The sequence below is a fragment of the Burkholderia cepacia complex sp. TUM26381 genome, from assembly GCF_057439935.1.
Map to the genome: position 1 here is coordinate 1,141,544 of NZ_CM172007.1, position 26,621 is coordinate 1,168,164.

Sequence of the window (26,621 nt, forward strand, 5' to 3'; positions counted from 1 at the left end):
ACGGTAATGGATTTCTCCCGATTCTTCATCGACCGGCCGATCTTTGCGGTCGTGCTGTCGATCGTCATCTTCGCGATCGGCCTGATCTCGATTCCGATGCTGCCGGCCGGCGAATACCCGGAAGTCGTGCCGCCGAGCGTGGTCGTGCGGGCGACGTACCCGGGCGCGAACCCGAAGGAAATCGCCGAATCGGTCGCCGAACCGCTGGAAGAGGCGATCAACGGCGTCGAAGGCATCATGTACATGAAGTCGGTCGCCGGGTCGGACGGCAGCCTGCAGGTCGTCGTCACGTTCCTGCAGGGTGTCGATCCCGACACGGCCGCCGTGCGCGTGCAGAACCGCGTGAGCCAGGCGCTGTCGCGCCTGCCCGACGAGGTGCGCCAGTACGGCGTGACCACGCAGAAGCAGTCGCCGACGCCGCTGATGTACGTGAGCCTCTATTCGCCGGACAACAGCCGCGATTCGCTGTACCTGCGCAACTACCTGACGCTGCACGTGAAGGACGAGCTGTCGCGGCTCACCGGCATCGGCGACGTCGGCGTGTACGGCTCCGGCGACTATGCGATGCGGCTGTGGCTCGACCCGAACCGGCTGGCGTCGCGCGGGCTGACCGCGAGCGACGTGATCGCGGCCGTGCGCGAGCAGAACGTGCAGGTGTCGGCGGGCCAGCTTGGTGCGGAACCGTCGCCGAAGAAAAACGACTTCCTCGTGTCGATCAACGTGCGCGGCCGCCTGCGCACGGTGCAGGAGTTCAGCGACATCGTGTTGCGCAACGGCGACGACGGCCAGGTCGTGAAGCTGTCCGACGTCGCGCGCATCGAGCTCGGCGCGGGCGACTACACGCTGCGCTCGTACTTCAACGACAAGCATTCGGCCGTGGTCGGCATCTTCCTGTCGCCGGGTGCGAACGCGCTCGACGTCGCGAAGGCCGTGTATGCGAAGCTCGACGAGCTGTCGAAGCGGTTCCCGCCCGGCGTCGCGTACCGCCCCGTGTGGGACCCGACGGTGTTCGTGCGCGAGTCGATCCGCGCGGTGCAGCACACGCTGATCGAGGCCGTCGTGCTGGTCGTGCTCGTCGTGATCCTGTTCCTGCAGACGTGGCGCGCATCGATCATTCCGCTGGTCGCCGTGCCGGTGTCGGTCGTCGGTACGTTCGCGTGGCTCTACCTGCTCGGCTATTCGATCAACACGCTGACGCTGTTCGGGCTCGTGCTCGCGATCGGGATCGTCGTCGACGATGCGATCGTCGTCGTCGAGAACGTCGAGCGCAACATCGCGCAGGGGCTGAGCCCACGCGATGCCGCGCACCAGGCGATGCGCGAGGTGTCGGGGCCGATCGTCGCGATCGCGCTCGTGCTGTGTGCGGTGTTCGTGCCGATGGCGTTCATGTCGGGCGTCACGGGCCAGTTCTACAAGCAGTTCGCGGTGACGATCGCGATCTCGACGGTGATTTCCGCGATCAATTCGCTGACGTTGTCGCCGGCGCTCGCCGCGAAGCTGCTGCGTCCGCACGGCGCCCCGAAGGATGCGTTGACGCGCGGGCTCGACCGCGCATTCGGCTGGCTGTTTCATCCGTTCAACCGCTTCTTCGAGCGTAGCTCCGACCGCTATCACGGCGTCGTGGGTCGCACGCTGAAGCGGCGCGGCGTGGTGTTCGCGGTCTATGCGACGCTGCTCGCGGCGACCGCGCTGCTGTTGAACGCGGTGCCGGGCGGCTTCATCCCCGTGCAGGACAAGCTGTACCTGTTCGCGGGCGCGAAGCTGCCGGAAGGCGCGTCGCTCGCGCGCACCAGCGCGGTGACCGAGCAGATGACGAAGATCGCGCTCGGCACCGACGGGGTCGAGATGGTGCCGGCATTCGCGGGGCTGAATGCGCTGCAGGGCGTGAATACGCCGAACATCACGAACTCGTACGTGATCCTGAAGCCGTTCGACCGGCGCCACCGCAGCGCCGCGCAGATCAACGCGGACCTGAACGCACGCTTCGCGGCGATCAATGGCGGCATTACCTATGCGCTGATGCCGCCGCCGATCCAGGGCCTCGGCAACGGTTCCGGTTACTCGCTGTACCTGGAGGATCGCGGCGGGCTCGGCTACGGCGAACTGCAAAAGGCGCTCACGACATTCCAGGCCGCCGTCGCGAAGACGCCGGGGATGAGCTATCCGGTCAGCTCGTACCAGGCGAACATCCCGCAACTCGAGGTGAAGGTCGACCGGCTGAAGGCGAAGGCGCAGGGCGTCGCGCTGACCGACCTGTTCAATACGCTGCAGGTGTATCTCGGCTCGATGTACGTGAACGACTTCAACGTGTTCGGCCGCGTGTATCGCGTGATGGCGCAGGCCGATGCCGGCCACCGGCAGACGGCCGCCGACATCGCGAACCTGCGCACGCGTAATGCCAGGGGCGAGATGGTGCCGATCGGCTCGATGGTGACGGTGGGGCCCGCGTACGGTCCCGATCCGGTCGTGCGCTACAACGGCTATCCGGCCGCCGACCTGATCGGTGACGCCGATCCGAAGGTGATGTCGTCGTCGCAGGCGATCGCGAAGCTCCAGCAGATCGCGAAGGAGGTGCTGCCCCCGGGCATCACGCTCGAATGGACCGACCTCAGCTACCAGCAGGTCACGCAGAGCAACGCGGCGATCGTGGTATTCCCGCTTGCCGTGATGCTCGTGTTCCTCGTGCTCGCATCGCTGTACGAGAGCTGGACGCTGCCGCTCGCGGTGATCCTGATCGTGCCGGTGTGCATGTGCGCGGCGCTATTCGGCGTATGGCTGTCCGGCGGTGACAACAACGTGTTCGTGCAGGTCGGCCTGGTCGTGTTGATGGGGCTCGCGTGCAAGAACGCGATCCTGATCGTCGAGTTCGCGCGCGAGCTCGAAATCCAGGGCAAGGGCGTGATCGAGGCGGCACTCGAAGCGTGCAAGCTGCGGCTGCGCCCGATCGTGATGACGTCGGTCGCGTTCATCGCGGGCTCGGTGCCGCTCCTGATCGGCAGCGGCGCGGGCAGCGAAGTGCGTGCGGCCACCGGCATCACCGTGTTCGCGGGGATGCTGGGCGTCACGGTGTTCGGGCTGTTCCTGACGCCCGTGTTCTACGTGGCGATCCGCAAGCTCGCGGGCGGCACGCCGGCCGTCTGGAGCGAACAGCACGGCACCCTCGAAGGAGAAAACCGATGAGCGCCGCTTTCCGTCTTTCCGCGCTCGCGATGTCGGTGGCGCTCGCCGCGTGCGCGGTCGGCCCCGATTTCAAGCGGCCCGATACGGCCACGGCCGCGCGGTTCGCGCGTGACGGCCATCCGGCGCCGCAGCGCGACGCGTCGCCGGCCGAGATGCCGCCCGATGCGTCGGCCGCCGCCGATGCCACGTTCTGGCGCGGCTTCGGCGATCCGGCGCTGACGCAGCTGATCGACGCGGCGCTGGCGGCCAACCAGGACCTGCAGGTCGCGGTATCGCGTTACGACGCGTCGAACGCGTTGCTGTCGGAGGCAACCTTCGACCGCTATCCGACCATCACCGCGAGCGGCCAGATCGGCCATCAGCTGATGAGCAAGGACCAGGCGTTCGGCGCGCCGCGCAGCCAGCGCAATACGCCGACGTCGAACGTCGGGATCAATGCCGCCTGGGAACTCGACCTGTTCGGCCGCGTGCGGCGCTCGATCGAGTCGCAGCGTGCGGAAACGGCGGCCAGCGCGGCCGACGTGCGCGCGGTGCGCGTCGCGATCGCGGGCGAGGTGGCGAGCACGTACGTCGATCTGCGCGGCTCGCAGGAACGGCTGCGGATCGCGCGCGAGAACGCCGACAACCAGAAGCAGACGCTCGCGCTGATCAATGCACGCGTCGGCGCGGGAAGAGGGTCCGAACTCGACGCGGCGCGTGCGCGTGCGCAGTACGAATCGACGACGTCGCGGATCGCCGTGTACGAAGCCGCGATCGGCGTCGACGAGCATCGGCTCGCGGTGCTGACCGGCCAGACGCCGGATGCGCTGATTGGCCGCTTCGATCTGCCGAAAGCCGGCACATCGGCGCCGCTGCCGGCGCTGGACGCCGACATCGATCCCGGCACGCCGGGCGACCTGCTGCGCCGGCGTCCCGATGTCGCGGCGGCCGAGGCGCGGCTGCACGCGGCGACCGCGCGCGTCGGCGTCGCGACGGCCGACCTGTTCCCGCGCTTCACGCTGTCGGGGCTGCTCGGCAGTGCGACGAGCAGTTACGGGTTCTTCCGCGCGGGCAGCGATACGAACCTGATCGCGCTTGGCATCGACTGGTCGTTCCTCGACGTCGGCCGCGTGCGTGCGCGGATCGCCGCGAGCGACGCGGAAGCGGCCGGCCAGCTCGCGCAGTACCGGCAGACCGTGCTCGGCGCGCTGGAGGAAACCGAGAACGCGCTGCTGCGTGCCGCCCGCACGCGTGACGAGACCGCGCACCTCGTGCGGGCGGCGGACGACAGCGCGCGCGCCGCACAGCTCGCGCAGACACGCTTCTCGGCCGGTGCGATCGACTACTACGAAGTGCTCGATGCGCAACGGACGCTGCTGCAGGCGCAGGATGCGGCGGCCGACGGGCGGATGCGCAGCGCGGCCTCGACGGTCGCGCTGTACAAGGCGCTCGCAGGCGGCTGGCCGTCGGGTACCGGGCAAGGCGCACAAGCCCCGCTTGCGCAGTCGAAGCCGTAGCGCGAGCAGCGGCGCGCGGCAGGCCGGCAGGACGGTGTCTGTCGCGCGCTGCAGGGTCACACGATCGCCGGGTCGACCTTGTCTACGTCGATGCCGTAGCGCCGGATGGCCTCGCCGACGCGTGCGCGCTCGATCACGCCATCGTCGGCGAGCGCTTTCAACGCCGCGATCGCGATGAAGTGGCGGTCGACCTCGAAGAACGTGCGTAGCGCCTCGCGCGTATCCGAGCGGCCGAAGCCGTCGGTGCCGAGCGACACGAAGCGCCGGCCGTCGACGAACGCGCGGATCTGGTCGCCGACGATCTTCATGTAGTCGGTCGCGACGACGACAGGCCCCGTGCGGCCATCGACGCATTGCTGCACATACGGCACACGCGGCGCCTGATCGGGATGCAGCAGGTTCCAGCGCTCCGCGGCCAGCCCGTCGCGGCGCAGCTCGGTCAGGCTCGTCGCGCTCCAGACGTCGCTCGACACGCCGAAGTCCTGCGCGAGCAGGTCGCTGGCGGCGATCACTTCGCGCAGGATCGCGCCGCTGCCCATCAGCTGCACGTGCGGTGCATCGGCGGTGCGCGGTGCGCTTTCGCGCAACAGGTAGAGCCCCTTCAGGATGCCGGCCTCCGCGTGATCGGGCAGCGCCGGATGCGGGTAGTTCTCGTTGAGCAGCGTGATGTAGTAGTAGACGTCCTCCTGTTCCGCGAACATCCGCCGCAGCCCGTCGCGCACGATCACCGCGAGTTCGTATGCATAGGTCGGGTCGTACGACACGCAGTTCGGAATCACCGACGACAGCACCTGGCTATGCCCGTCGTTGTGCTGCAGCCCTTCGCCCATCAGCGTCGTGCGGCCCGACGTCGCGCCGAGCAGGAAGCCGCGCGTGCGGGCGTCGCCGGCCGCCCAGGCAAGATCGCCGACGCGCTGCAGCCCGAACATCGAATAGAAGATGTAGAACGGGATCGCCGGCAGCCCGTGGTTGCTGTACGCGGTGCCGGCCGCGATCCACGACGCGATCGCGCCCGACTCGTTGATCCCTTCCTGGAGGATCTGCCCGTCCTTCGCTTCCTTGTAGTAGCTGAGCTGGCCTGCGTCCTGCGGCGTATAGAGCTGGCCGAGATGCGAGTGGATGCCGATCTGGCGGAACAGGCCCTCCATCCCGAACGTACGCGATTCGTCCGGCACGATCGGCACGACGAGCTTGCCGAGCTGCGGATCCTTCAGCAGCGTGCCGAGGATGCGCACGAACGCCATCGTCGTCGACAGCCCGCGCTCGCCGGTGTCCTTCAATTGCGCGTCGAACGCGGCGAGCGGTGGCACCGGCAGCGGCTGCACGGCGCTGAAGCGGGCCGGCACGTGGCCGCCGAGCGCCGCGCGGCGCGCCGCGAAATAGCGTGCTTCCGCGCTGCCCGGTTCCGGCTTCAGGTAGGGCAGTTCGTCAAGCTGCGCGTCGCTGACCGGCAGCGCGAAGCGATCGCGGAACGCGCGCACCGCATCGGCGCTCATCTTCTTCAACTGGTGGTTCACGTTCTGGCCTTCGCCGGCTTCGCCCATCCCGAAGCCCTTGACGGTCTTTGCGAGCACGACGGTCGGCCGGCCGTCCGCGCGCATCGCCTGCGCATAGGCCGCGTGGACCTTCTCCGGATCGTGACCGCCGCGCGCCAGTTTCCAGATGTCGTTGTCGGACAGGTCGGCGACGAGCTCGAGCAGTTCCGGATACTTGCCGAAGAAGTGCTCGCGCACGTACGCGCCGCTTTGCGACTTGAAGGTCTGGTAGTCGCCGTCGACGCACTCCATCATGCGCTGGCGCAGCAGGCCGGTCGTGTCGCGTTCGAGCAGGCGATCCCAGCCGCCGCCCCAGATCACCTTGACGACGTTCCAGCCGGCCGCGCGGAACGTGCCTTCGAGTTCCTGGATGACCTTGCCGTTGCCGCGCACGGGGCCGTCGAGACGCTGCAGGTTGCAGTTGACGACGAAGATCAGGTTGTCGAGCCGTTCGCGCCCGGCGAGCGAGATGGCCGCGAGCGATTCGGGCTGGTCCATTTCGCCGTCGCCGAGAAACGCCCACACCTTGCGGCCCTGATGCGCTTTCAGCCCGCGGTACTCGAGGTAGCGCATGAAGCGCGCCTGATACGCGGCCGTGAGCGGGCCGAGCCCCATCGACACGGTCGGGAATTGCCAGAACTCCGGCATCAGGCGCGGATGCGGATACGACGACAGCCCGTCGCGCCCTGCTTCACGGCCGGTTTCCCGGCGGAAATTGTCGAGCTGCGCATCCGTGATGCGGCCTTCCAGATACGCGCGGCCGTAGATGCCGGGCGCCGAATGCCCCTGGATGTAGACCATGTCGCCGTCGAACGTATCGGTGCGGCCGCGAAAGAAGTGGTCGAAGCCGACGTCGTACAGCACCGCGGCCGACTGGTAGGTCGCGATGTGGCCGCCGACGTTCGAATGCCGGCCGGCGCGCAGCACCATCACCATCGCGTTCCAGCGGATCATCGCGTTCAGGCGGCGCTCGAGCGCGAGATCGCCCGGGTAGGCCGGCTGCCGTTCACGCGGCACGGAGTTCACGTAGGCGGTCGTCACGCGGCCATGCAGGTCGCCGTGGCGGGCCGCGTCAAGATCGGCGAGCTGGTCGAGCAGGTAGTGCGCGCGCGGGCGGCCTTCGAGTGCGATCACGGATTCGAGCGCATCGAGCCATTCGCGGGTTTCCTGCGGATCGATGTCGGGTAACGCGAGGGGTGCGGTCATGCAGTGTCTCCAGAAGCATCAGGCTGCGCGGGGCGACGGTCGTGGCGCCGCGTCGCGCGACGGAACGCCCGCCGATCGGCGGGCAAAAATGGTTGCAATTGCAATCGTATGAAGACCATTGTTATCGAGGTAAAATTTAATTGCAACTGCAATTCAACGAAAGGAACGACCTGACATGAGCGCAACCGAACCCGATCTGTGGTTCTCGTTCGTCCGCGCGCACCGGACGATGATTCGCGAGATCGAGCGCCGCCTCGCGGCGGCCGGCTTGCCCGCGTACGCGTGGTACGACGCGCTGTGGGGGCTCGAAAGCGGGCCCGACGGCACGCGCCGCATGCACGAACTGGCCGATGTGCTCGCGATCGAGCGCTACAACCTGACGCGGCTCGTCGACCGGCTCGAACAGGAAGGGCTCGTGACGCGCGCGCGGTCCGCAGACGACGGCCGCGCGGCGTTTGCGAGCATCACCGACAAGGGGCGGACGCTGCGCAAGAAGATGTGGAAGGTGTACCAGTCGACGGTCGCCGAGCTCTTTCTCGACCAGTTCGCCGGCAAGGAGCAGGCGGCGATGGCCGCCGCGCTCGACCGCGCGACCGCCGCGGCGCGCGACGCGTCCGCTGACGCGAAGTAACGGCAGCCGGCGCGCCTCAGCCGCGCGCATAGCGGTGCATCGCCTGCGCGGCCCAGTCGGCCGGCACGCGACCGTCGTCGGCCAGCAGGCGGAGCGCGACCGCGGCGATCCACCGCGCATTCGGTGCCCGTGTGCCGGGGCCGGCCGTATCCGCGCCGAGCGCCGTAAAGCGGGCCGGGATGAACGCGCCGATCTGCGCGGCGACGTGCCGCGCATAGCCCGTCACCGCGAGCACCGGCGTGCCGCTTTCGCCGAGGCTTGCCCGCACGTGCGCGACGCGCGGTTCGTCGTGCGGATGCAGCAGGTTCCAGCGGTCGGTTGCGCGACCGTCGCGCGCGAGCTGCGTGTAGCTCGGGCAACTCCAGATCGTCGAGTCGATCCGCCATTCGTCGTGCAGCAGGTCGGCGGCTTCCATCACGTGCGTGAGCGTGCTGCCCGCGCCGCATAGCCGGATGTGCGCGGCCGCGCCGGCTGCCGCGCGCCGGCCGGCCCGCACCATGCCGTTGAACGCGTCGCGGGCTGCGGTCGCCGACAGCGGCTTTGCATCGGGCACACAGTCGTCATGGCCCGCGAGGTAGAAAAACCCCGGCTGGCCGGCGACATAGAGCGTGTGCAGCGCGTGGCGCAGGATCGCGATCGCTTCGTGTCCCGACGCCGGGTCGTACGGCGTGCAGGCGGGGTTCGCGGCCAGCCAGTGCGGAACGTCGGGCGTCACGCCCTTCGGCCAGGACGACGCGGCCGTTTCGGCATCGTTCACGAAGATCCCGCGATCGACGGTTTCGATCGAGGCCAGCCGCAGCCGGTCGATCGCACGCGCGTGCAGCAGGTACAGCAGCGGCCGCTCGAAACGCTTGCCGGGATCGAGAAACCGCAGCGGCCACGCGCTGATGTGGCGATGCGCGCGCGTGTCGGCGAACGACTCGCGTGCATCGGCGCGGACGATCCACACGCGCTTCGACGTCGCCGTATCGCGTTCGAGGCAATCCGCGGCCGCGCGCATGGCGCCGAGCGGGGACACCGCATGGCCTGGCGGCGCGAGCCGCCGTGCCGTGAGCCGTTCGAGGCAGGCCGCCGCGGCGCGGCGGGTGTCGGGCGTCCGCACGGGCGGACCGGGTCGCGCAGTTTGCATGTCCCTCCTTCGAGTACTGGCATGTCGCCGGCGCCATCGGTTCCGGCATAGGATTGCAATTGCAACGATTGTAGTTGCAATGATAATCCGATGACAAGGACCGACATGACCTCGAATCACTCCCTCACGTTCCATACGGCCGATACGCCGAACGGGCACAAGATCGCGATCTATCTGGAAGAGGCCGGGATCGCGCACGACCTCGTGCACGTGAACCTGTCCGCCGGCGAGCAGCGCAGCCCGGCGTTCCTCGCGATCAACCCGAACGGCAAGATCCCGGCCATCGTCGACCACGATACCGGGCTGGCCGTATTCGAATCCGGCGCGATCCTCGGCTATCTCGCCGAGAAGACCGGCTGTCTGCATCCGGAAACGCTGGCCGAGCGCACGGCGGTCCAGCAATGGCTGCATGTCCAGATCGGCGGAATCGGGCCGATGTTCGGCCAGCTGTGGTGGTTCCTGCATGCATCGAAGACGGTCAATGCGGAAGCGATCGACCGCTACCGCAAGGAGGCCACGCGCCTCTACGGGGTCGTGAACCGCCGGTTGGCGGAATCGGCGTATCTCGCGTCGTCGCGGTATTCGATCGCCGACATCGCCGCGTTTCCGTGGCTGCGCACGGCGGCCGAGCTCGATCTCGAGGTTGCCGGTTTTCCGCATGTCGAGCGCTGGCTGGCCGACATCGCCGCACGGCCGGCGGTCCAGCGGGGCCTGATCGCATGCCGCGCGCCGTCGGCCGAGGCGGCGCACTGACTTCGCATCGCCCGCGCTGCATGGGCGGCGCGGGGCCCGGCCGCCTCGCTGCCGGGAAACATTGCTCTCCTTCGTCGTAAACGTCTCGAATGCGTGATATTTGCGCCGCGCGATCCGGTTTAGAGTGGCCGCGAATCGATGACGATGTGTCGTATGGCCGCAGCCCCGGGCCGTACAGGCGCACCAGAGGAGTTGGAGACAAATGGGTGAAGGCAGGATTACGCAGGTCGAGTCGTTCGGTTTCGAGCGCATTCCCGATGCATCGCGCTACGCGCGGCCGATCGATCTGTTCCGGTTGCTGTTCGGCGGCTGCAATACGTTTTCCACATCGGTGCTCGGCAGCTTTCCCGTGCTGGTCGGGCTGTCGTTCAAGGCGGGCGTCTGCGCGATCGTGCTCGGCGTGCTCGCCGGCACCTGCATCCTCGCGCCGATGAGCCTGTTCGGCCCGCGCAACGGCACGAGCGACCCGGTGTCGTCCGGCGCGCATTTCGGCATCCACGGCCGGATCGTCGGCTCATTCCTCGCGCTGCTCACGTCGATCGCGTTCTTCTCGCTCGCGGTGTGGAGTTCCGGCGACGCGCTCGTCGGCGGCGCGCACAACATGGTCGGCGTGCCCGTCAACGGCTTCACGCTCGGCGCGGCCTACATGGTGTTCGCGGTGCTCGTGCTGATCGTCTGCATCTACGGCTTCCGCTTCATGCTGTGGGTCAACAAGATCGCCGTGTGGGCCGCGAGCGTGCTGTTCGTCGCGGGCCTGTTCGCGTTCGCCGGCCTGTTCGACATGAACTATGCGGGCACGCTGCAACTGGGCAGCGCGGGTTTCTGGGCCGCGTTCGTCGGCGCGGTACTGGTCGCGCTGAGCAACCCCGTATCGTTCGCGTCGACGCTCGGCGACTGGGCGCGCTACATTCCGCAGCACACGCCGAAGCATCGCGTGATGGGCGCCGTATTCGCCGCGCAGGTCGCGACGTTCGTGCCGTTCTTCTTCGGCCTTGCGACCGCGACGATCATCGCGGCGAAGGCGCCCGCGTTCATCGCGTCGAACGACTACGTCGGCGGGCTGCTTGCGATCTCGCCGCGCTGGTTCCTGCTGCCGATGTGCCTGATCGCGATCATCGGCGGGATGTCGACCGGCACGACCGCGCTGTACGGCACCGGCCTCGACGTGTCGAGCATGTTCCCGCGCGTCCTGAACCGCGTGCGTGCGACGCTGCTGATCGGCACGATCGCGATCGCGTTCATCTTCGTCGGCCGCTTCTGGTTCAACCTCGTCGAAAGCGTCGCGACATTCTCGACGCTGATCGATACGTTCAGCTGCCCGTGGATGGCGATCATGGTGATCGGCTACGTGACGCGCCGCGGCTACTATCTCGCCGACGACCTGCAGGTGTTCAACCGCGGGCTGCACGGCGGGCACTACTGGTTCACGCACGGCTGGAACGTGCGCGCGATGGGGGCATGGCTGCCGGCTGCGTTCATCGGGCTCGCGTTCGTGAACCTGCCGGGCCAGTTCGTCGGGCCGCTCGGCCACCTCGCGGACGGGCTCGACCTGAGCGTGCCGGTGTCGCTGGCGGTGGGCGGGATCCTGTACTTCGTGCTGCTGACGTTGTATCCGGAGCCGGATGGCGTGTACGGCCCGCACGGGCGCCGCTTCGTGCGCGGCGGCAAGCCGGGCGCACGCGGTGCCGGTGCGCCGGCGATTCAGCCGAAGGGATATTGAGCGGCGCGTGGCGGGTTGTCTCTCGCTACGCTTGCCGAAACGACAACGCCGCCATGCGGGTCAAGCCGCCGGCGGCGTTGTCGTTTCCGTTTCCGGCGTGCGCGGTGGATCAGTGAAACGTGCTGCCCGCGAGCATCCCGCCGTCGACGATGAATTCCGACCCCGTGCAATACGCGGATTCGTCGGACGCGAGGAACAGCACGAGGCTGGCCACTTCGTCGGGCTTGCCGATGCGCGCGATCGGCAGGCCGCTGTAGATCGACGACGGATCGAAATCCGCGAACTCAGGCGGGCGTGCCATCACCGTATCGATGCCGCCCGGATGCACCGAGTTCACGCGAATGCCATAGCGGCCGAATTCGAGCGCGGCAGCCTTGGTCATCCCGCGCACCGCGAACTTGCTCGACACGTATGCGCTGCCGCCCGCGACACCTTCCATCCCGGCCGTCGACGACACATTGACGATCGAGCCGCCGCCTGCTTCCTTCAGCGCGGCCACGGCCGACTTCATGCCGAGCCAGCAGCCGATCTGGTTCACGTCGATCACCTTGCGATAGTCGTCGAGCGAACACGATTCGATCGGCACGAGCTTCAGGATCGCCGCGTTGTTCACGAGAATGTCCAGCCGGCCGAACTGCGCGAGCGTGGCCTGAATGGCTGCCTGCCAGTCGGCTTCGCGGGTGACGTCGAGATGCTGGAATCGCGCGGCGTCGCCCAGTTCGGCCGCGACGCGCCGGCCGGCGTCGTCCAGCACGTCGGCGATCACCACGCGTGCGCCTTCGGCGGCGAACCGGCGCGCTTCCGCTTCGCCCTGGCCGCGGGCGCCGCCGGTGATCAGCGCGACCTTGCCTTCGAGTCGTTTCATCCTGTTTGCTCCTGTGAGTGAGAGGGGACGCGCGGGCTCGCTTACGCGGAGGCGGCCGCCGCGTCGATGATGCGAACCGGATCGGTACCGTCCCAGGTGTGTGCTTCGGCGATGCCGTGCACGATCATGTCGCGCATGCCCGCGCCTTCGATCACTTCGACGCGCACGCCGGGATCGTCGGCGTCGTCGAGATACGCGACGCGCGTGGCCGGGTTGTGCGCTTCGAACACGACGCGCAGGCCGCGCGCCGTGAGCTGCGAGACTGCCGCATCGAGATCGTCGACGACCCACGCGACGTGATGCGGGCCGACGAGCGGCTGCCCGTGCGCATCGCGGTACGGCGACCGCGTGTCGTTCGTGACGTGGATCAGCTCGATCTGCAGATCGCCGCGATACGCGAGGCCGACGTCCATCGTGACCGTCACCGGTTCGCCGAGATACCGGCCGTCGAGGCGCACGTTGCGGAACACGGTCCACGGGCCGACATCGTGGCGGGCGCGCCAGCGCGCGATGCTGCGGTCGAGGTCGGCGACCACGTAGCCGATCTGGTCGATGGGGCCGGGGAGTGGATCGTTCATGTCGTCTCCGTGGCGGACGCACGTATGCGTGCCGCGCGATGAATGACGGCCATGATCGCAACAAAGCGTGTGCTTCGTGCCATCCAAACGGACGAGAACCCGGGGGGACGGCTTGCGCAGCCGTATGGCGCAGCGATGCGATCGGTACGCGCGCTGCAAGGACGGAGAAACGGCCGACGCGTCAACGCGCGGTCGGCGCCTTGACCGTCAGCCGGCAGACCGTCGCGAGCGCGAGCAGGTTCGGATCCCGTTCGCGGCGGTGCAGGAAGCTCAGGCCGATCGTCTGGCGGATCGTCGGTCCGGCGAGCGGCACGAGCGCGATCTTGTGCGCGAACAGGTCGCGCACGCGGCCGGGTAGCAGCGAGCAGCCGACGCCGCCCGACACGAGGTTGATCAGCGAAAAGATGTCGCCTACCCGCATCACGACGTTCGGTGTGACGCCTGCCGTGCGGAATGCCTCCGTGAAGCCGTGATGCGTCGCGAAACCTTCGCCGAGCGACACGAACGGCTCGCCGCCGCACGCGTGGAGATCGATCGCGTCGCGTTGCGCATACGGCGAATCGACCGGCGCGGCGAAGAACATCTCGTCCTCGAACAGCGCGATCGATTCGATCTCGGCGTCCGGTTCGGGCAGCGCCATCAGCGTCGCGTCGATCGCACCCTGCCTGAGCTTGTCGAGCAGGTCGGCGTTCGAGCCGAGCACGAGTTCGGCCTGCAGCTCGGGGCGACGCTCCTTCAGCGCGATCACGACCTCGGGCACGGTGCGGATCGTCAGCGAATACAGCGAACCGATCTTCAACTGGCCCGCGCCATAGCCGGCCGCCTCGCGCGTCGAACGAATGCCGTTCGTCATCGTCTTGAGCACTTCGCCGGCGACTTCGGCGAGCACCTGCGCGGCATCGGTCGGCATCAGGTTCCGCCCCTCGTGGCGGAACAGTGCGCAATGCATGCCTTCCTCGAGCGTATGCAGCGCGCGGTGCACGCTGACGGTGCTCACGCCCAGCGCCTCGGCCGCCTTCGCGAGGCTGCCGGCTTCCATGAACGCGAGCAGAACTTCGAGCTTGCGGAACGTGATCTCTTCGTTGATGCGGTTGCGCATGATGCGGGCGACGGGAAGGGCGGCCGACGATTCTGCCGCAGAACCCGGGCCGCAACAATGCGCGAAAAACCGGGTTTTTCGCGCGGCGGAGGGCGGACGGGGAACATTTAATCTCCGGCTAATCATCTGGCGCGGGCATTAATTGATGCGGATTTTCGGCATCCCTATGATCGATTCACGCCGGTCATGCGCGCGGGCCGGGAAGGTCTGCCGTGCGTGCCCGCATCGACCGGCGATGCGAACGGCCGGTTCGCCCATGCCCGCCACGGAACGCGGCAGGCATGCGGCGCGGCACCACGAGACTGCAGGAGAAAAGCATGCGCGACTCACGTCGGAACTCGCGGCAGCGGCAGGTGATCGCCGCAGTCGTCGGCAATACCCTCGAGTGGTACGACTTCATCGTTTACGGTTTCTTCTCGGGCATCATCGCGCGGCTGTTCTTTCCCGCCGAGAGCCAGTACGCATCGCTGCTGATGTCGCTTGCGACGTTCGGCGTCGGTTTCTTCATGCGCCCGGTGGGCGGCATCCTGCTCGGCCTCTATGCGGACCGCAAGGGCCGCAAGGCCGCGATGCAGCTCATCATCCTCCTGATGACGCTGTCGATCGCGCTGATCACGTTCGCGCCATCGTATGCGGCGATCGGCCCGGCGGCGCCGATCCTGATCGTCGTCGCGCGGCTGCTGCAGGGTTTCGCCACCGGCGGCGAATATGCGAGCGCGACCGCGTTCCTCGTCGAAAGCGCCCCCGCGAACCGGCGTGGGCTGTACGGATCGTGGCAGCTGATCGGCCAGTGCCTCGCGGTGTTTTCCGGTGCGGCGATGGGCGCATGGGCCACGCAGTCGCTGTCGGATGCGGCGCTGCACAGCTGGGGCTGGCGCGTGCCGTTCGCGCTCGGGCTGCTGATCGGGCCGGTCGGGTTGTGGATCCGCCGGCACATGGAGGAGACCGAGGCGTTCCTCGATGCGAGCAAGTCGACCGTCGAGCCGCCGGCGAGCGTGTCGCGCGTGCTGCGCGAGAACCTGCGCGGCGTGCTGGTGTCGATGGGGCAGACGATCACCGGGACCGCCGTGTTCTACGTGATGCTCGTGAACATGCCGACGTTCGTGCACAAGACCTTCGGGCTGCCGCTCGACCAGGTGTTCAAGGTGCAGATGGTGGCGGTCGCGCTGCTGACGGTGACGATTCCGGTCGCGGCGATCGTATCCGACCGCATCGGCCGGCGGCCCGTGCTGATCGCCGGCACGTTCGCGCTGCTGACGGTCACGTATCCGCTGTTCTCGTGGCTGGCCGCCGCGCCGGGCATCGGGCGCCTGCTCGTGATGCAGCTCGTGATCTGCACGATCATCGGCATCTGCTACGGCCCCGCGCCGACGACGCTCGCCGAGCAGTTCGCGACCCGTTCGCGGTCGACCGGCGTCGCGCTCGCCTACAACGTCGCGGTGATGGTGTTCGGCGGCTTCGCGCCGTTCATCGTCACATGGCTGACGCGCGCGAGCGGATCGCCCGTCGCCCCCGCGTGGTACGTGCTGTTCGCCGCGTCGTTCGGGCTGCTCGCGAGCGTGTTCATGCATGACGGTGCGCCGTGCGTGGTCGCACGCCGGCAATTCGAGGGCGAGCCGCTGAGCGCGAAGTAGCCGGCCGGGCGGTTGCGCCGGCGACCCATCGGCACAGGCGGCACGCCGGGTATCGGCACAGCCGATGATGAGCATCGCGGGCGGCGGCCTACCGCGGCCGCCGCCCGGTCGTTACGCTTGGGCGATCATCCACGCTGTCCGGAAGGCCCCCATGTCTCGACTCGACTACACGCTGCTCGGCCCCTGCCTGCTCGCCATCGCGCTCGACGCGATGGGGTTCGGGCTCGTCTATCCGATGATGTCCGCGATCTTCAGCGATCCGCACGCGGGCATCCTGCCGGCCGACGCCGGCGCGCACGCGCGCAATTTCTACCTCGGTCTCGGTTACGGGATCTACCCGCTGTGCATGTTCTTCGGCTCGTCGCTGATGGGCGAGCTGTCCGACCGCTACGGCCGCCGCCGGATGCTGCTGCTGTGCGTGCTCGGCCTGGCGGTCGGCTACGCGATGATGGCGGCCGGCGCGTGGCACGCAAGCATCGCGATGCTGCTGGCTGGCCGCGGGCTCACGGGCCTGATGGCCGGTTGCCAGGGCATCGCGCAGGCGGCGATCACCGATCTCAGCACGCCGGAGACCAAGGCGTACAACATGAGCATCATGTCGCTTGCGTTCAGCGCGGGCGTGATCGTCGGCCCGGTGCTCGGCGGCGTGACGTCCGACCGGACGATCTCGCCGCTGTTCGGCTACGGCACGCCGTTCGTGCTGGTCGCCGCGCTGTCGCTGATCTGCGCGTTCTGGACCTGGGCGTCGTATCGCGATTCGGCCGCGCCGCGCGGCGACACGCGCATCGATCCGCTGCTGCCGCTGCGGATCATCCGGGAGGCCGCGCGCCAGCGCAACGTCGCGTTCCTGTCGGTGGTGTTCTTCCTGATGCAGGTCGGCTACGGGCTCTACCTGCAGACCATCATGCTGCTGCTGCAGGCGAAATTCGGTTATACGAGCGCGCGGCTCGGGCTGTTCAGCGGCGTGATCGGCGTCTGCTTCGTGTTCGGCCTGCTGTTCGTCGTACGGCTGATGCTGCGCGTGTGGCGCGTGATCGATATCGCGAAGACGGGCCTGCTCGTCGCCGGGCTGGGCCAGGTCCTGTCCGCGCTGTTTCCGCACGAGCCGGTGCTGTGGGGACTCGCGATGGTCGTCGGCTGCTTCGACATGGTGGCGTACACGACGATGTATACGGCGTTTTCCGATGCCGTCAGCGAGGACCGGCAGGGCTGGGCGCTCGGTGTCGCGGGTTCGGTCATGGCCGTCGCGTGGGTCGTCACGGGCGCGCTGACGAACCTGCTGACCGTGTTCGGCGAGACCGGCCTGCTGTTGATCGGCGGCGCGGGGTTCCTGCTCAGCTTCGCGATGATGGTTGCATATGGCCGCACGCGGCCGGGCGTCCGTACGGCCGCGCTGTCCTAGGCGGTTGCGCACGTTGGCCCGATCCTGTCGGACGTTGTCCTGCGCGCCGCTGTCGCGCAACGCCGCGCGGCCCGACACTGGCGCCTCGCGGCCGGGGAAGTAGCGGGCCGTGTCCGGCGGCGCCGGCAGGCCCGGCGCGCCGTTCCATTCAATGTGCCAACCGAAAGAGAGCGACCCATGCAACATCCCACCATCCGTACCCTGGCCGGCGCGTCCGCGCCGACGTCGATCGATGCCGCCCGTACCGCGCTGCTGGTGATCGATTTCCAGAACGAATACTTCAGCGGCCGGCTGCCGATTCCGGAAGGGCCGCGTGCGCTGGGCAATGCGCAGCGGGTGATCGCGTTCGCCGACCGAGCGGGCATTCCGGTATTCCACGTCCAGCACGTCGATACGGCCGACAGCCCGGTCTTCGCCGACGGCAGCGACGGTTCCGGCTTCCACGCGGACCTGCAGCCGGCCCCGCATCACGCGGTGGTGAGGAAGACGTCGGTGAGCGTGTTCCCGACGACGGACCTCGATGCGCGGCTGAAGGCGGCCGGCATCGACACGCTGATCGTCACGGGCCTGATGACGCATGCATGCGTGGCCGGCGCGGCACGCGACGCGGTGCCGCTCGGCTACGGGGTGATCGTCGTCGACGACGCCTGTGCGACGCGCGACATCGATGTCGCAGACGGCGGCACCGTGCCGCACCGCGACCTGCATCGCGCGACGCTGGCCACACTGTCGGACACGTTCGGCGACGTGCTGACGACCGAACAGGTGCTGGCGCTCGGCGTGGCCTGACGGTTAGCCGGTTCGCGCGTCAGTCCGCCCAGCCCGGCGCGGCGTACACGATTTCGCCGCGGAAGCGCGTCTCGATCACGCGGGTGTGCGCGAACGTCTCGACCGGGTGTGCGAACGGATTGCGGTCGAGGATCGCGAAGCTCGCGTCCTTGCCCGCTTCGAGCGAACCCGTGCAATCGTCGAAGCGCAGCGCATACGCGGTGTTCACCGTATAGGCCTCGAGCATCGTGAGCAGGTCGAGCCGCTCGTGCGGATTCCACGGCGGGCTCTCGGGCTGGTCGATCAGCAGGTGCGTGACGCCCGTCTGGATGATCTGCATCGGGTCCATCGTGCTGACCGACCAGTCGGAGCCGGCCGCGAGCATCGCGCCCGCGTTGCGCAGGCTGCGGAACGGATAGTTGCGTGCAGTGCGCTCGGCGCCGAGCAGGTCGCGGTAGAGCTGTTGCTGTTCCTCGCGGGCGGCCGTCCACAGCGTCTGCACGCTGGCGATGGCGCCGAGCCGGTTGAAGCGGCTCATGTCGGCCGGATCGACGAGCTGCAGGTGCGCGAGCTGCGCGCGCCGGTCGCGCATCCCGTTGCAGCGCTGCACGTATTCAAGCGCGTCGAGCGTCATGCGTACCGCGCGGTCGGCCAGCGTATGGAAGTGCAGGTCGAAGCCGGCCGTATCGGCGAGCAGGCAGATTTCGTTCAGCGCGTCCTGGCTCCACAGCGCGAGGCCGCAGTCGTCGGTGCCCGCGTACGGCTCGAGCAGTGCAGCGGTTTTCGACTCGGGGACGCCGTCGACGAAGATTTTCACCGTATGCAGGCGCAGGTTGTCGCACGCGTATTCGCGGCGCCATCCGACGAAGCGTTCGATCTGCTCGCGCGGGTCGCGGCGCGGGTTCGCGTAGAGGCCTGCGCTCATGTACACCTTCAGCGTGCCGGCGCGCTGCGCGGCGGCGTAGGCCTTGAGTTCGGCCTCCTCGACGCGCGCATCGAACCAGCCCGTGATGCCGTAGCCGTGCGCCATCGCGTGCGCTTTCGCAAGCGACTTCGGGTAGCCGGCCGGGCTCAGTTGCGGAATGATCGGGCACACGCGGTAGAACGCGGCTTCGTGCACGACACCGTTCGGCGCGCCCGATGCATCGCGCTCGATCACCCCGCCGGACGGATCGGGCGTGTCGGCCTGGATCCCGGCCGCTTCGAGCCCCTTCGTGTTGAGGCAGCCGCTGTGCACGTCGAAGCCGACCACGAGCAGCGGCCGATCGGGCACGATCCGGTCGAGCAGCTCGCGGGTCGGATACGCGCCGAACGCGGCGAGGTTCGCGCCGCCGAGATAGACCCACGGCTCGTTCGGCGTCGCGTCGGCGCACGCGCGGATGCGTTGCACGATCGCGTCGGGATCGTTGATGCCGGACAGGTCGAAATCACCGAGGATCTGATGGCCTTCGAGCGGGTGCACGTGACCGTCAATGAGGCCCGGCAGCATCAGCCGGCCGGCGAGATCGACCCTCCGCGTGGCGGGGCCGGCCAGCGGGCGGATGTCGTCGTCGCGGCCGACCGCGACGATCTTGCCGTCCTTCGTGGCGAGCGCCTGCGCGAAGCGGCGCTGCGCGTCGCCCGTGTAAAGCAGACCGTTCAGATAGACGGTATCGGCGTGTTGCATGTGTCTCCTCCGGATGGGGGATCGACGGGCGCACGTGTCCGGCGGGCGAGCCGTGTGGCTCGTCCGTCCGCGTGAACCCGGTCGGGTTGGAATGGGGGCGGGGTGTTACGTGCCGGCGCTGCGCGGCAGGGGCGGCGATGTGCGGTGGCGAAGACCGGCAACGGCTGCCAGGGCGTCATGCCGGTTTCGCCGATGCAGCCGTCTCGGCGTGGCGATGGGCGACGCGCTCGCGGCCGCGCGGGCCGGCGTCCATCCGGTATTCGGCATTCCGTGTCTCCGTGGCATCCGACGCGTTCCTGTCGTCGGTTGAGTCAGATACTAGGAGCGGGAGAGCGGGCTGTCTGTCATTGTTTTGAGGACAACGCGCGACAAAAGGGCGGTGGTTGCAGGAATGTCGCCGCGGCGCCGTCTAGCGGCCGCGGTCTTCCGGCGCCGCTTCTTCTGTCACGCACCACGCAAAGAGTCCGGCCCGGTTCGCGACGCCGAGCTTTGCGAGCGCGCGTCCGAGATAGGTGCGCACGCTGCTCTGCTTGAGCGCGAGCGTGTCGGCGATCTGCGGGACGGGCTGCCCCTGCAGTACCGCGCGGCAGACGAGCCGCTCGCGCTGCGACAGCGCCGCACCGCTGGCCGACAGCCGCTGTTCGAAACGCTGCAGCAGCGCGCCGTCGTCCGAGCGCGGCGTCAGGCGTGCGAGCCGTGCGTGCTGGATCAGCAGCGGCAGCACGAAATCGCCGAGCTGACGCAGCAGCGCCAGTTCGGCCAGCGTATAGGACGGCTGGCCGCGCCGGCGGAACAGCGAGAACGCATAGACGTAGTCGCGCTCGCTGCCGAGTAGCGTGCAGTCTTCGCCGAGCTCGCCGAGCGCGAACTGGCGGCCGTACTCGGTCGCCGTATCGATGTCCTCGTTGCACGAGAACACGAGCTGCGAATCGGTGACGCGCTCGATATGCGGAAGCAGGGTGTCGGATCGCCAGTCGCCCTGTGTATACAGATCGAGCGCGTGGCGCGTGCCGTCGGGATCGTCGCCACCGGCGAAGAACAGCACGTCGACACTGTCGACCGATTGCGATGGCGCGTCGCGACGGTAACGCGTCGCGACGCTGTAATGGGATTGCGGATCGACGGTTTCGCGCAGCCACGCCCAAAGCCGGGCGGGAAACTGCGGACTGCCGAGGCTGGCGACCAGGTCGCCGGCGTTGCTCAGGGAAATATGGGCGGGGCTCATCGTTGACACCGTCTTCGCGAACGGCCGTCCGCGCGGGCCGTGCTTCGCGTGCGGCGGCACGGCGGGCGGCGGTGCGGTCATGCGAGACGGAGGCCGGCGCGGCGGCGAAGCCCGATTGTAGGGGACTTCGTTGCCGCCGGGCATTCGCGCTTGCCCGGCGGGCGGCCGATGTTGCATCGACACTTGCCGGGCGCGCGTCAGAACATCGTGTTCCGGTTCGCGGACGTTTCGGGTACCGGCTGAATGACATCCCAGTGCTCAACGATCTTCCCGTCCTTCACGCGGAAGATGTCGACCACCGCTTCGCCGCGATCGCCCGGACGCTCGGTCGCATGCACGTGCAGGTAGACGAGATCGCCGTCGGTCGCACTGCGGACGATGCGCGCGCGCGATGCCGGATTCTTCTGGAACGCGCCGACGAAGTACGACACGAACGGCTTCTTGCCGTCCGGCACGTGCGGGTTGTGCTGTTTATAGTCGTCCGCGACGACAGCCGCGGCCTCGACCGCTTCGTGCTTGTTGAAGAAGCGGTCGTAGAACGTCAGCACGAGCTGGCGGTTGGCTTCCTCGGCAGCCAGGTCGCGCGTGGCCGGGCCGGCAGCCAGCACGGCTGTCGATGCGGCCAGCAGAACGCATGCGGCAACGGCGCGAACGGGGGAGCGGAACGATGACATGTAGCGGTTTCCTTGTCTGACGATTCGTGGATGGGCGCGCGATGCGCGACTGCGGATTGCGCCGCTCGCGACGACCGGCGGGAGTCGCTGCGGCACACATGCCGTCTCGGCGCGAAGGCGTCGCCGAACAGTCCGTGCCGGTGTCGCGGCTGATCCTGCGCGGCATCGTCATGCTTCGTTGAACTGGCGAATCCGGGCGGCTGTCGGGCCGGTCGAATGGTACAGTTGCCGCGAACCCGTCACAAGAAGTCACCGCGGTGTGAACAGGTCACACCGCGATGACCGTGCGTTGCCCGTGAAAGAGAATCCCGTCATGCCGCTCCCGTCCGCCGACGATACCGTCGAACTTGATCAGCCGTGCCCGATCCGCGATGTGCTGGACCGCATCGGCGACCAGTGGAGCCTGCTCGTGCTCGAAGCGCTGGCGGGCGGCACGATGCGCTTCAACGAACTCGGCCGGGCGATCGGCGATGTGTCGAACCAGATGCTGTCGCGTACGCTGAAGCGGCTCGAGCAGGATGGCTTCGTGAGTCGCGCGTTGTTCGCCGAGGTGCCGCCGCGCGTCGAATATGCGTTGACCGACCTCGGGCGTTCGTTCCTGACGCCGATGCAGGCGATGATCCGGTGGGCCGACGAACATCATCGCGCGATCTGCGCGGCGCGCCGCCGTGCGCGCGAGCAGGAGGGAGGCGGGCGCTGAGCGCGGTGCGCGCACCGGCCCATCCATTGGGGATGGGCTGCAGATGCGCACCGCCGGGTGACGCATGAACGGATGCGTGCGCATCGCCATGCGTGATTTCGTTATCCGAATGACATCGGCAGGATAAGCGTCGCTGGCGGCGTGCCGACAGGGCGCACTGGCCGCACATCGAGATTCCGCCGTGCGCACGATGCGGGTTCGCGCCCGCCGGACTCCGGACTGTCATCGACCGGAGCCGTGCGGGCATTTACCGCCACGAACCGTCGACGTAGACCCACACCCGCCCCTGGCGGCGCCAGTAGCCAGGCACCCAGCGGCGCCCGGGGCGCCGTGCGACCCAGCGGCCGGACACCCATATATAGCGGCCACGCTGCCAGCGCCAGTAGCCATCCACCCATATATAGCCGTGCTGTCGCGGCGGCGGCGGGCGGCGGTCGTGCCGCGCCGCCGGCGGCGCGAAGCCCGGGCGATCGTCGTAGGGCGGGCCGCCGGGCACGCGGTTCGGGCCGGATGGCCGGTACACGGGCGGTGCGGGCTGGGCCGAGGCGGCGCGCAGCCAGCCGGTGCCGGCGAAGGCGGCGGTCAATCCGATGGCGCGCAGCAACGAGCGTCGGTTCATGGCGTGTCCTGTTGTGTATTCGAGGCTGCCTTACATTAGCCTGCCGGTGTGCTTGCCGGGTTACGCGGGCCGTTAAGGCTGTTACCGCGTGTCACGGCGGGCGCAAGCCGCCTTTCCCTTTCCGTCGGCTGACGGGGAGATCGCCGGCGGCCCGGATGCCACGCCATGTTTACGGGGCGGCAGGTGCGTTTTAGGCGCGAGGCGCCTAATATTTGAGACAGGAGTGGGTAAAAGTTGCCGATTTGGGGTGCCGGATCGAATCCGTTTGTTGTTTCTATGCAACCGTCAAGACGATGACATGAAAGAATGATGCGATGAATGCCTCCAAAAAGCCCTCGTCAAGAAGTCAAAAATAATCGTTAAAACAAATACTTATGACGCGGCCCCACTTTCATTATTTCTAGTTCTGGAAAAGCTTATTTCTTTATTTGCGGATCGCTCCCCTAGGGTACACCCCTAAACTCACGGTTCCCAAACGGGCAACTATCCGGGCGTAGCCAGCAGGACCGATGGCACTCCCGGGCGGTTGAAGACCGTTTATGAACAAGGTCGCGAGACCTGCCTCTTTTTAGAAGGGAGCTCCACGAATGAACAAGACTCTGATCGTTGCAGCAGCTGCAGCATCGTTCGCAACCGTCGCTCACGCGCAAAGCAGCGTCACGCTGTACGGCGTGCTGGACGCAGGCATCACCTACCAAAGCAACGTCGGCGGCAAGTCGCTGTGGTCGATGGGCTCGGGTATCGACCAAAGCCGCTTCGGTCTGCGCGGTTCGGAAGACCTCGGTGGCGGCCTGAAGGCAATCTTCACGTTGGAAAGCGGTTTCAACATCGGTAACGGCAAGTTCGCAAACGGCAACGGCGGCATGTTCAACCGCCAGGCTTTCGTTGGCCTGTCGAGCCAGTACGGCACGGTCACGCTGGGTAAGCAGTACGACGCAACGCAAGACTACCTGGCACCGCTGACGGCAACGGGTTCGTGGGGCGGCACGTACTTCGCGCACCCGATCAACAACGATCGTCTGAGCACGAACGGCGACGTCGCACTGAACAACTCGATCAAGTACACGAGCGCTAACTACGCTGGTCTGCAGTTCGGTGGTACGTACTCGTTCTCGAACAACACGAACTTCGGCAACAACCGCGCATACAGCGCTGGTGCGTCGTACCAGTTCCAAGGCCTGAAGCTGGGTGCAGCGTACTCGCAAGCAAACCTGGGTGACGGTACGAACGCCAACGGCGCATCGACGATCGGCGGCCAAGGTCGTGTCCGTACGTACGGCGCTGCTGCTGGTTACGCATTCGGCCCGGCACAAGTCGGCGCTGCATGGACGCAATCGCGTATCGACAACCAAGCTAACGGTGCTGGCACGCTGCGCGCTGACAACTACGAAGTCAACGCAAAGTACAACCTGACGCCGGCTCTCGGCCTGGGTGCTGCTTACACGTACACGAACGCGAAGGTCAACAACGGCAGCTCGCACTGGAACCAGTTCGGCGTGCAAGCTGACTACGCTCTGTCGAAGCGCACCGACGTCTACGCACAAGCTGTGTACCAGCGTGGCGCGAAGGGCAACAACATCGTCGGCACGGGCATCTACAACGGCGACAACACGACGGCATCGAGCTCGTCGATCAACCAAACCGCAGCAACGGTTGGTCTGCGTCACCGCTTCTAAGCGTGACGGGCGGGGCAACCCGCTTCGCAGCATCGAAAAAGGCGCCTTCGGGCGCCTTTTTTTTCGTCTACGAAATGCGATGGCGGTCATCCGGATCGTCCGGACGCAAAAAAGCGAGGCCCGTGCCTCGCTTTTTTGCGTGTGGCGCGCGTCTGGCGCGGCGCTGGCCGGCCGGCGGCTCAGCGCGTGTATTCGCCGTTGGCTTCCGGCTGGAACACGATGGCAGCGACCTTCATCTGCTTTTCGGCGCCGCTCGGCTGCGTCACCTTGACCATCTGGCCGCGTTGCGTGCCCAGCAGCGCCATGCCGACGGGCGAGAAGACGTTCAGGCGGCCGAGTTCGAGATTGGCAGCGTCCGGATAAACAATCGTCCAGGTGGCTTGTTCCTGGGTGGCTTCGTCGAGCAGCGTGATCTGCGAGTTCATCGTGACGACGTTGGCCTTGATGGCGTCGGGCTGGACGATATCGGCGCGTTCGAGCAGCGTGTCGAGCATCGTCTGGAAGCGCGGGTTGTGCTCGGCGTGCTTTTCGAGGCGAGCGACGTCGAGTTCGGTCAGCTGGTAAAGGCGTTGTTTCATGGCAGTTCTCCAAATGATCGGCAGGGGCAGGCGTGGCGTGCCTATGAGGATCGCCCGGAGCCTGTCTGACCTGGCTCCGGGTGGAGACCGAACGGTCAGATCAGGCGCCGGGCAGGGGCGAGCGGCGCCTGGGCCGTGCGTCGAGCGAGGGGGTGCGCCGGATGGCCGGCGTGCGCGCGCACGCCGGCGGGGCCGGACGGCGAAACCGAAAGGGGCGTGAGCGCGTACATGGTGGATGGAATATCGGCTGGCGAATAAAACCTTACGATTCTACAACACAACTTTCGGGATATGTGATCCGGCTGTTGGCGTTTCGTCAGCGATTGTTGTGCAGATGACGTAAGTAGTGGCGGCCCGGTTCGGAAACCGTGGGCGATATTTGCCAATATTGCAACGCTGTATGTTCAAACTAAGGGTTTCCCCTTGGAATGGCGAGCACTACACTGGACTCAATCGCTTCAGACAGTCACTGCCGGGGCGACGTCAAAAGAGAACATATTCCGGAGGTAAATCATGAAGTCGATCATCTACGCAGCAATCGCCGCATCCGTCCTTGCCACCCCGATCGCATCGTTTGCGCAGTCCGAGCAGGGGCTGACCCGCGACCAGGTCAAGGCCGAACTCGTGCAACTCGAGCAGAACGGCTACAAGCCGCTGGCGAGCGATTCGCAGTACCCGAACAACATCCAGGCAGCCGAACAACGCATTCAGCCGAACCAGCCGATGCTCGCGCAAGCCGACACGAGCGGCTACGGTGCCGTGGCAACGGGTGCCGGGCAAGCTGGCCGCCGCATGACGCGGGAAACGCCGAACCCCGTGAACTCGGTTTACTTCGGTAACTGATCGAACGTCCCCCGGTCTGCCCGAGCGCACCACTGAATCGACGAGACGCGCGCCAGTTGCGCGCGTCGTTCGCCCGCAGGAGCAGAACCTCCGTCGCCGCATGTCGGCGGCTTTCAGCCCAGACGCTTATGCGTTTGGGCCTTTTTTGCTGGGGCGAATCAGGCGGACGTGACCGCCGGCGTGCCGTGGATATAGTGTTCGAGCTGGCTGATCGTGAACTGCTGATCGGCAATCACGCTCTTCACGAGGTCGCCGATCGAGATGAGGCCGACCAGCTTGCCGCCGTCGAGGACGGGCAGGTGGCGCATCCGGTGCTCGGTCATCAGCGCCATGCACTCGTCGGTGGATTGCGACGGTTCGACGTAGCGCACTTTCGCCGTCATGATTTCCTCGACGCGCGTGGCTTTCGACGAGCGGTCCTGCAGGACGACCTTGCGCGCGTAGTCGCGCTCGGTGACGATGCCCGCGATGTCGTCGCCGTCCACGACCAGCAGCGCACCGATGCCTTTTTCCGCCATCAGCTTGATGGCGTCGTAAACGAGATCGGTCTTCGTGACGGTGTAGATGGTGCGGCCCGAATCCGGCTTGGCCTTGAGAATCTGCGCGACAGTCGTGCTCATTCGCTTTCTCCGTGTGGTCGATAC

General features: G+C 67.3%; 22 protein-coding genes. 11 read left to right on the forward strand and 11 right to left on the reverse strand.

All coding sequences use genetic code 11. The annotated features are described in order from the left end of the window. Window positions 1-6: 6 nt before the first annotated feature. Together ACWMMN_RS21945 and ACWMMN_RS21950 are read left to right on the forward strand one after the other, a co-directional pair. Entirely contained in the window at window positions 7-3,180 is a 3,174-nt protein-coding gene (locus ACWMMN_RS21945) for an efflux RND transporter permease subunit (RefSeq protein ID WP_226196341.1), read from the forward strand. Next, complete coding sequence (locus tag ACWMMN_RS21950) at window positions 3,177-4,676, forward strand: efflux transporter outer membrane subunit (RefSeq protein WP_486423944.1); 1,500 nt, start codon at window positions 3,177-3,179, stop codon at window positions 4,674-4,676. The genes ACWMMN_RS21945 and ACWMMN_RS21950 overlap by 4 nt, the downstream gene beginning before the upstream one ends. Window positions 4,677-4,732: 56 nt before the next feature. Here the strand turns inward: ACWMMN_RS21950 and aceE are convergent, their stop codons facing one another. Further along, on the reverse strand, window positions 4,733-7,417 hold the full coding sequence (gene aceE / locus ACWMMN_RS21955; protein ID WP_342705209.1) for a pyruvate dehydrogenase (acetyl-transferring), homodimeric type: 2,685 nt from the start codon (window positions 7,415-7,417) through the stop codon (window positions 4,733-4,735). 175 nt (window positions 7,418-7,592) lie between these two features. On the opposite strand from aceE, the gene ACWMMN_RS21960 reads away from it, so the two are divergent. After that, window positions 7,593-8,048, forward strand: coding sequence for a MarR family winged helix-turn-helix transcriptional regulator (locus ACWMMN_RS21960; protein ID WP_486423945.1), 456 nt, complete (start codon window positions 7,593-7,595; stop codon window positions 8,046-8,048). 16 nt (window positions 8,049-8,064) lie between these two features. Here ACWMMN_RS21960 and ACWMMN_RS21965 read toward each other — a convergent pair whose 3' ends face one another. Next, a complete protein-coding gene (locus tag ACWMMN_RS21965; RefSeq protein ID WP_174991321.1) occupies window positions 8,065-9,177 on the reverse strand; it encodes a transketolase-like TK C-terminal-containing protein in 1,113 nt (370 codons plus the stop codon). Window positions 9,178-9,282: 105 nt separating this feature from the next. Here ACWMMN_RS21965 and ACWMMN_RS21970 point away from each other — a divergent pair, with 105 nt between their 5' ends. Both ACWMMN_RS21970 and ACWMMN_RS21975 read left to right on the forward strand, forming a co-directional pair. After that, window positions 9,283-9,930 carry a glutathione S-transferase family protein gene (locus ACWMMN_RS21970; protein WP_059239972.1) on the forward strand — a complete coding sequence of 216 codons (648 nt, stop codon included), beginning with the start codon at window positions 9,283-9,285 and terminating at the stop codon, window positions 9,928-9,930. A 202-nt stretch (window positions 9,931-10,132) separates the two neighbouring features. Next, window positions 10,133-11,650, forward strand: a complete 1,518-nt coding sequence (locus tag ACWMMN_RS21975) for a purine-cytosine permease family protein (RefSeq protein ID WP_174991320.1) — start codon at window positions 10,133-10,135, stop codon at window positions 11,648-11,650. 109 nt (window positions 11,651-11,759) lie between these two features. Here the strand turns inward: ACWMMN_RS21975 and ACWMMN_RS21980 are convergent, their stop codons facing one another. From ACWMMN_RS21980 to ACWMMN_RS21990, 3 genes are all read right to left on the reverse strand, one after another. Then, window positions 11,760-12,515, reverse strand: a complete 756-nt coding sequence (locus ACWMMN_RS21980) for a glucose 1-dehydrogenase (protein ID WP_059239975.1) — start codon at window positions 12,513-12,515, stop codon at window positions 11,760-11,762. Window positions 12,516-12,556: 41 nt separating this feature from the next. Further along, window positions 12,557-13,093 (reverse strand): VOC family protein, encoded by a 537-nt coding sequence (locus ACWMMN_RS21985; protein WP_059239977.1) that lies wholly within the window; start codon window positions 13,091-13,093, stop codon window positions 12,557-12,559. 181 nt (window positions 13,094-13,274) lie between these two features. Then, complete coding sequence (locus tag ACWMMN_RS21990) at window positions 13,275-14,192, reverse strand: LysR family transcriptional regulator (RefSeq protein ID WP_486423946.1); 918 nt, start codon at window positions 14,190-14,192, stop codon at window positions 13,275-13,277. Between the two features lie 317 nt (window positions 14,193-14,509). Here ACWMMN_RS21990 and ACWMMN_RS21995 point away from each other — a divergent pair, with 317 nt between their 5' ends. From ACWMMN_RS21995 to ACWMMN_RS22005, 3 genes are all read left to right on the forward strand, one after another. Continuing rightward, entirely contained in the window at window positions 14,510-15,826 is a 1,317-nt protein-coding gene (locus ACWMMN_RS21995; protein ID WP_059240956.1) for an MFS transporter, read from the forward strand. A 151-nt stretch (window positions 15,827-15,977) separates the two neighbouring features. After that, window positions 15,978-17,228 (forward strand): MFS transporter, encoded by a 1,251-nt coding sequence (locus ACWMMN_RS22000; protein ID WP_340624783.1) that lies wholly within the window; start codon window positions 15,978-15,980, stop codon window positions 17,226-17,228. A gap of 177 nt (window positions 17,229-17,405) precedes the next feature. Then, window positions 17,406-18,017, forward strand: a complete 612-nt coding sequence (locus ACWMMN_RS22005; protein ID WP_486423947.1) for a cysteine hydrolase family protein — start codon at window positions 17,406-17,408, stop codon at window positions 18,015-18,017. A gap of 19 nt (window positions 18,018-18,036) precedes the next feature. On the opposite strand, the gene ACWMMN_RS22010 is transcribed toward ACWMMN_RS22005, so the two are convergent. The 3 genes from ACWMMN_RS22010 to ACWMMN_RS22020 all read right to left on the reverse strand — a co-directional run bounded on the left by ACWMMN_RS22010 (window position 18,037) and on the right by ACWMMN_RS22020 (window position 21,561). After that, window positions 18,037-19,662, reverse strand: coding sequence for an amidohydrolase (locus ACWMMN_RS22010; RefSeq protein WP_059239986.1), 1,626 nt, complete (start codon window positions 19,660-19,662; stop codon window positions 18,037-18,039). A 409-nt stretch (window positions 19,663-20,071) separates the two neighbouring features. Then, a complete protein-coding gene (locus tag ACWMMN_RS22015; protein WP_226196344.1) occupies window positions 20,072-20,887 on the reverse strand; it encodes a helix-turn-helix transcriptional regulator in 816 nt (271 codons plus the stop codon). A 197-nt stretch (window positions 20,888-21,084) separates the two neighbouring features. After that, on the reverse strand, window positions 21,085-21,561 hold the full coding sequence (locus ACWMMN_RS22020) for a nuclear transport factor 2 family protein (RefSeq protein ID WP_174991315.1): 477 nt from the start codon (window positions 21,559-21,561) through the stop codon (window positions 21,085-21,087). 313 nt (window positions 21,562-21,874) lie between these two features. Between ACWMMN_RS22020 and ACWMMN_RS22025 the strand changes: the two genes are divergently transcribed. Further along, complete coding sequence (locus ACWMMN_RS22025; protein WP_059239994.1) at window positions 21,875-22,261, forward strand: winged helix-turn-helix transcriptional regulator; 387 nt, start codon at window positions 21,875-21,877, stop codon at window positions 22,259-22,261. A gap of 247 nt (window positions 22,262-22,508) precedes the next feature. On the opposite strand, the gene ACWMMN_RS22030 is transcribed toward ACWMMN_RS22025, so the two are convergent. After that, window positions 22,509-22,880 carry a YXWGXW repeat-containing protein gene (locus ACWMMN_RS22030; RefSeq protein WP_059239996.1) on the reverse strand — a complete coding sequence of 124 codons (372 nt, stop codon included), beginning with the start codon at window positions 22,878-22,880 and terminating at the stop codon, window positions 22,509-22,511. Window positions 22,881-23,467: 587 nt separating this feature from the next. Here ACWMMN_RS22030 and ACWMMN_RS22035 point away from each other — a divergent pair. Continuing rightward, window positions 23,468-24,556 carry a porin gene (locus ACWMMN_RS22035; protein ID WP_059239997.1) on the forward strand — a complete coding sequence of 363 codons (1,089 nt, stop codon included), beginning with the start codon at window positions 23,468-23,470 and terminating at the stop codon, window positions 24,554-24,556. 179 nt (window positions 24,557-24,735) lie between these two features. Here ACWMMN_RS22035 and ACWMMN_RS22040 read toward each other — a convergent pair whose 3' ends face one another. Beyond that, window positions 24,736-25,134 carry a GreA/GreB family elongation factor gene (locus tag ACWMMN_RS22040; RefSeq protein WP_059239999.1) on the reverse strand — a complete coding sequence of 133 codons (399 nt, stop codon included), beginning with the start codon at window positions 25,132-25,134 and terminating at the stop codon, window positions 24,736-24,738. Between the two features lie 513 nt (window positions 25,135-25,647). Here ACWMMN_RS22040 and ACWMMN_RS22045 point away from each other — a divergent pair. Beyond that, complete coding sequence (locus ACWMMN_RS22045) at window positions 25,648-25,977, forward strand: DUF4148 domain-containing protein (RefSeq protein ID WP_059240001.1); 330 nt, start codon at window positions 25,648-25,650, stop codon at window positions 25,975-25,977. A gap of 158 nt (window positions 25,978-26,135) precedes the next feature. Here the strand turns inward: ACWMMN_RS22045 and ACWMMN_RS22050 are convergent, their stop codons facing one another. Next, window positions 26,136-26,597, reverse strand: coding sequence for a CBS domain-containing protein (locus ACWMMN_RS22050; protein WP_021162297.1), 462 nt, complete (start codon window positions 26,595-26,597; stop codon window positions 26,136-26,138). Window positions 26,598-26,621: the final 24 nt, after the last annotated feature.

Coding starts and splice junctions, on each gene's coding strand:
- ACWMMN_RS21945 (WP_226196341.1), top strand. CDS start 7: ATGGATTTCTCCCGATTCTTCATCGACCGGCCGATCTTTGCGGTCGTG.
- ACWMMN_RS21950 (WP_486423944.1), top strand. CDS start 3,177: ATGAGCGCCGCTTTCCGTCTTTCCGCGCTCGCGATGTCGGTGGCGCTC.
- aceE (WP_342705209.1), bottom strand. CDS start 7,417: ATGACCGCACCCCTCGCGTTACCCGACATCGATCCGCAGGAAACCCGC.
- ACWMMN_RS21960 (WP_486423945.1), top strand. CDS start 7,593: ATGAGCGCAACCGAACCCGATCTGTGGTTCTCGTTCGTCCGCGCGCAC.
- ACWMMN_RS21965 (WP_174991321.1), bottom strand. CDS start 9,177: ATGCAAACTGCGCGACCCGGTCCGCCCGTGCGGACGCCCGACACCCGC.
- ACWMMN_RS21970 (WP_059239972.1), top strand. CDS start 9,283: ATGACCTCGAATCACTCCCTCACGTTCCATACGGCCGATACGCCGAAC.
- ACWMMN_RS21975 (WP_174991320.1), top strand. CDS start 10,133: ATGGGTGAAGGCAGGATTACGCAGGTCGAGTCGTTCGGTTTCGAGCGC.
- ACWMMN_RS21980 (WP_059239975.1), bottom strand. CDS start 12,515: ATGAAACGACTCGAAGGCAAGGTCGCGCTGATCACCGGCGGCGCCCGC.
- ACWMMN_RS21985 (WP_059239977.1), bottom strand. CDS start 13,093: ATGAACGATCCACTCCCCGGCCCCATCGACCAGATCGGCTACGTGGTC.
- ACWMMN_RS21990 (WP_486423946.1), bottom strand. CDS start 14,192: ATGCGCAACCGCATCAACGAAGAGATCACGTTCCGCAAGCTCGAAGTT.
- ACWMMN_RS21995 (WP_059240956.1), top strand. CDS start 14,510: ATGCGCGACTCACGTCGGAACTCGCGGCAGCGGCAGGTGATCGCCGCA.
- ACWMMN_RS22000 (WP_340624783.1), top strand. CDS start 15,978: ATGTCTCGACTCGACTACACGCTGCTCGGCCCCTGCCTGCTCGCCATC.
- ACWMMN_RS22005 (WP_486423947.1), top strand. CDS start 17,406: ATGCAACATCCCACCATCCGTACCCTGGCCGGCGCGTCCGCGCCGACG.
- ACWMMN_RS22010 (WP_059239986.1), bottom strand. CDS start 19,662: ATGCAACACGCCGATACCGTCTATCTGAACGGTCTGCTTTACACGGGC.
- ACWMMN_RS22015 (WP_226196344.1), bottom strand. CDS start 20,887: ATGAGCCCCGCCCATATTTCCCTGAGCAACGCCGGCGACCTGGTCGCC.
- ACWMMN_RS22020 (WP_174991315.1), bottom strand. CDS start 21,561: ATGTCATCGTTCCGCTCCCCCGTTCGCGCCGTTGCCGCATGCGTTCTG.
- ACWMMN_RS22025 (WP_059239994.1), top strand. CDS start 21,875: ATGCCGCTCCCGTCCGCCGACGATACCGTCGAACTTGATCAGCCGTGC.
- ACWMMN_RS22030 (WP_059239996.1), bottom strand. CDS start 22,880: ATGAACCGACGCTCGTTGCTGCGCGCCATCGGATTGACCGCCGCCTTC.
- ACWMMN_RS22035 (WP_059239997.1), top strand. CDS start 23,468: ATGAACAAGACTCTGATCGTTGCAGCAGCTGCAGCATCGTTCGCAACC.
- ACWMMN_RS22040 (WP_059239999.1), bottom strand. CDS start 25,134: ATGAAACAACGCCTTTACCAGCTGACCGAACTCGACGTCGCTCGCCTC.
- ACWMMN_RS22045 (WP_059240001.1), top strand. CDS start 25,648: ATGAAGTCGATCATCTACGCAGCAATCGCCGCATCCGTCCTTGCCACC.
- ACWMMN_RS22050 (WP_021162297.1), bottom strand. CDS start 26,597: ATGAGCACGACTGTCGCGCAGATTCTCAAGGCCAAGCCGGATTCGGGC.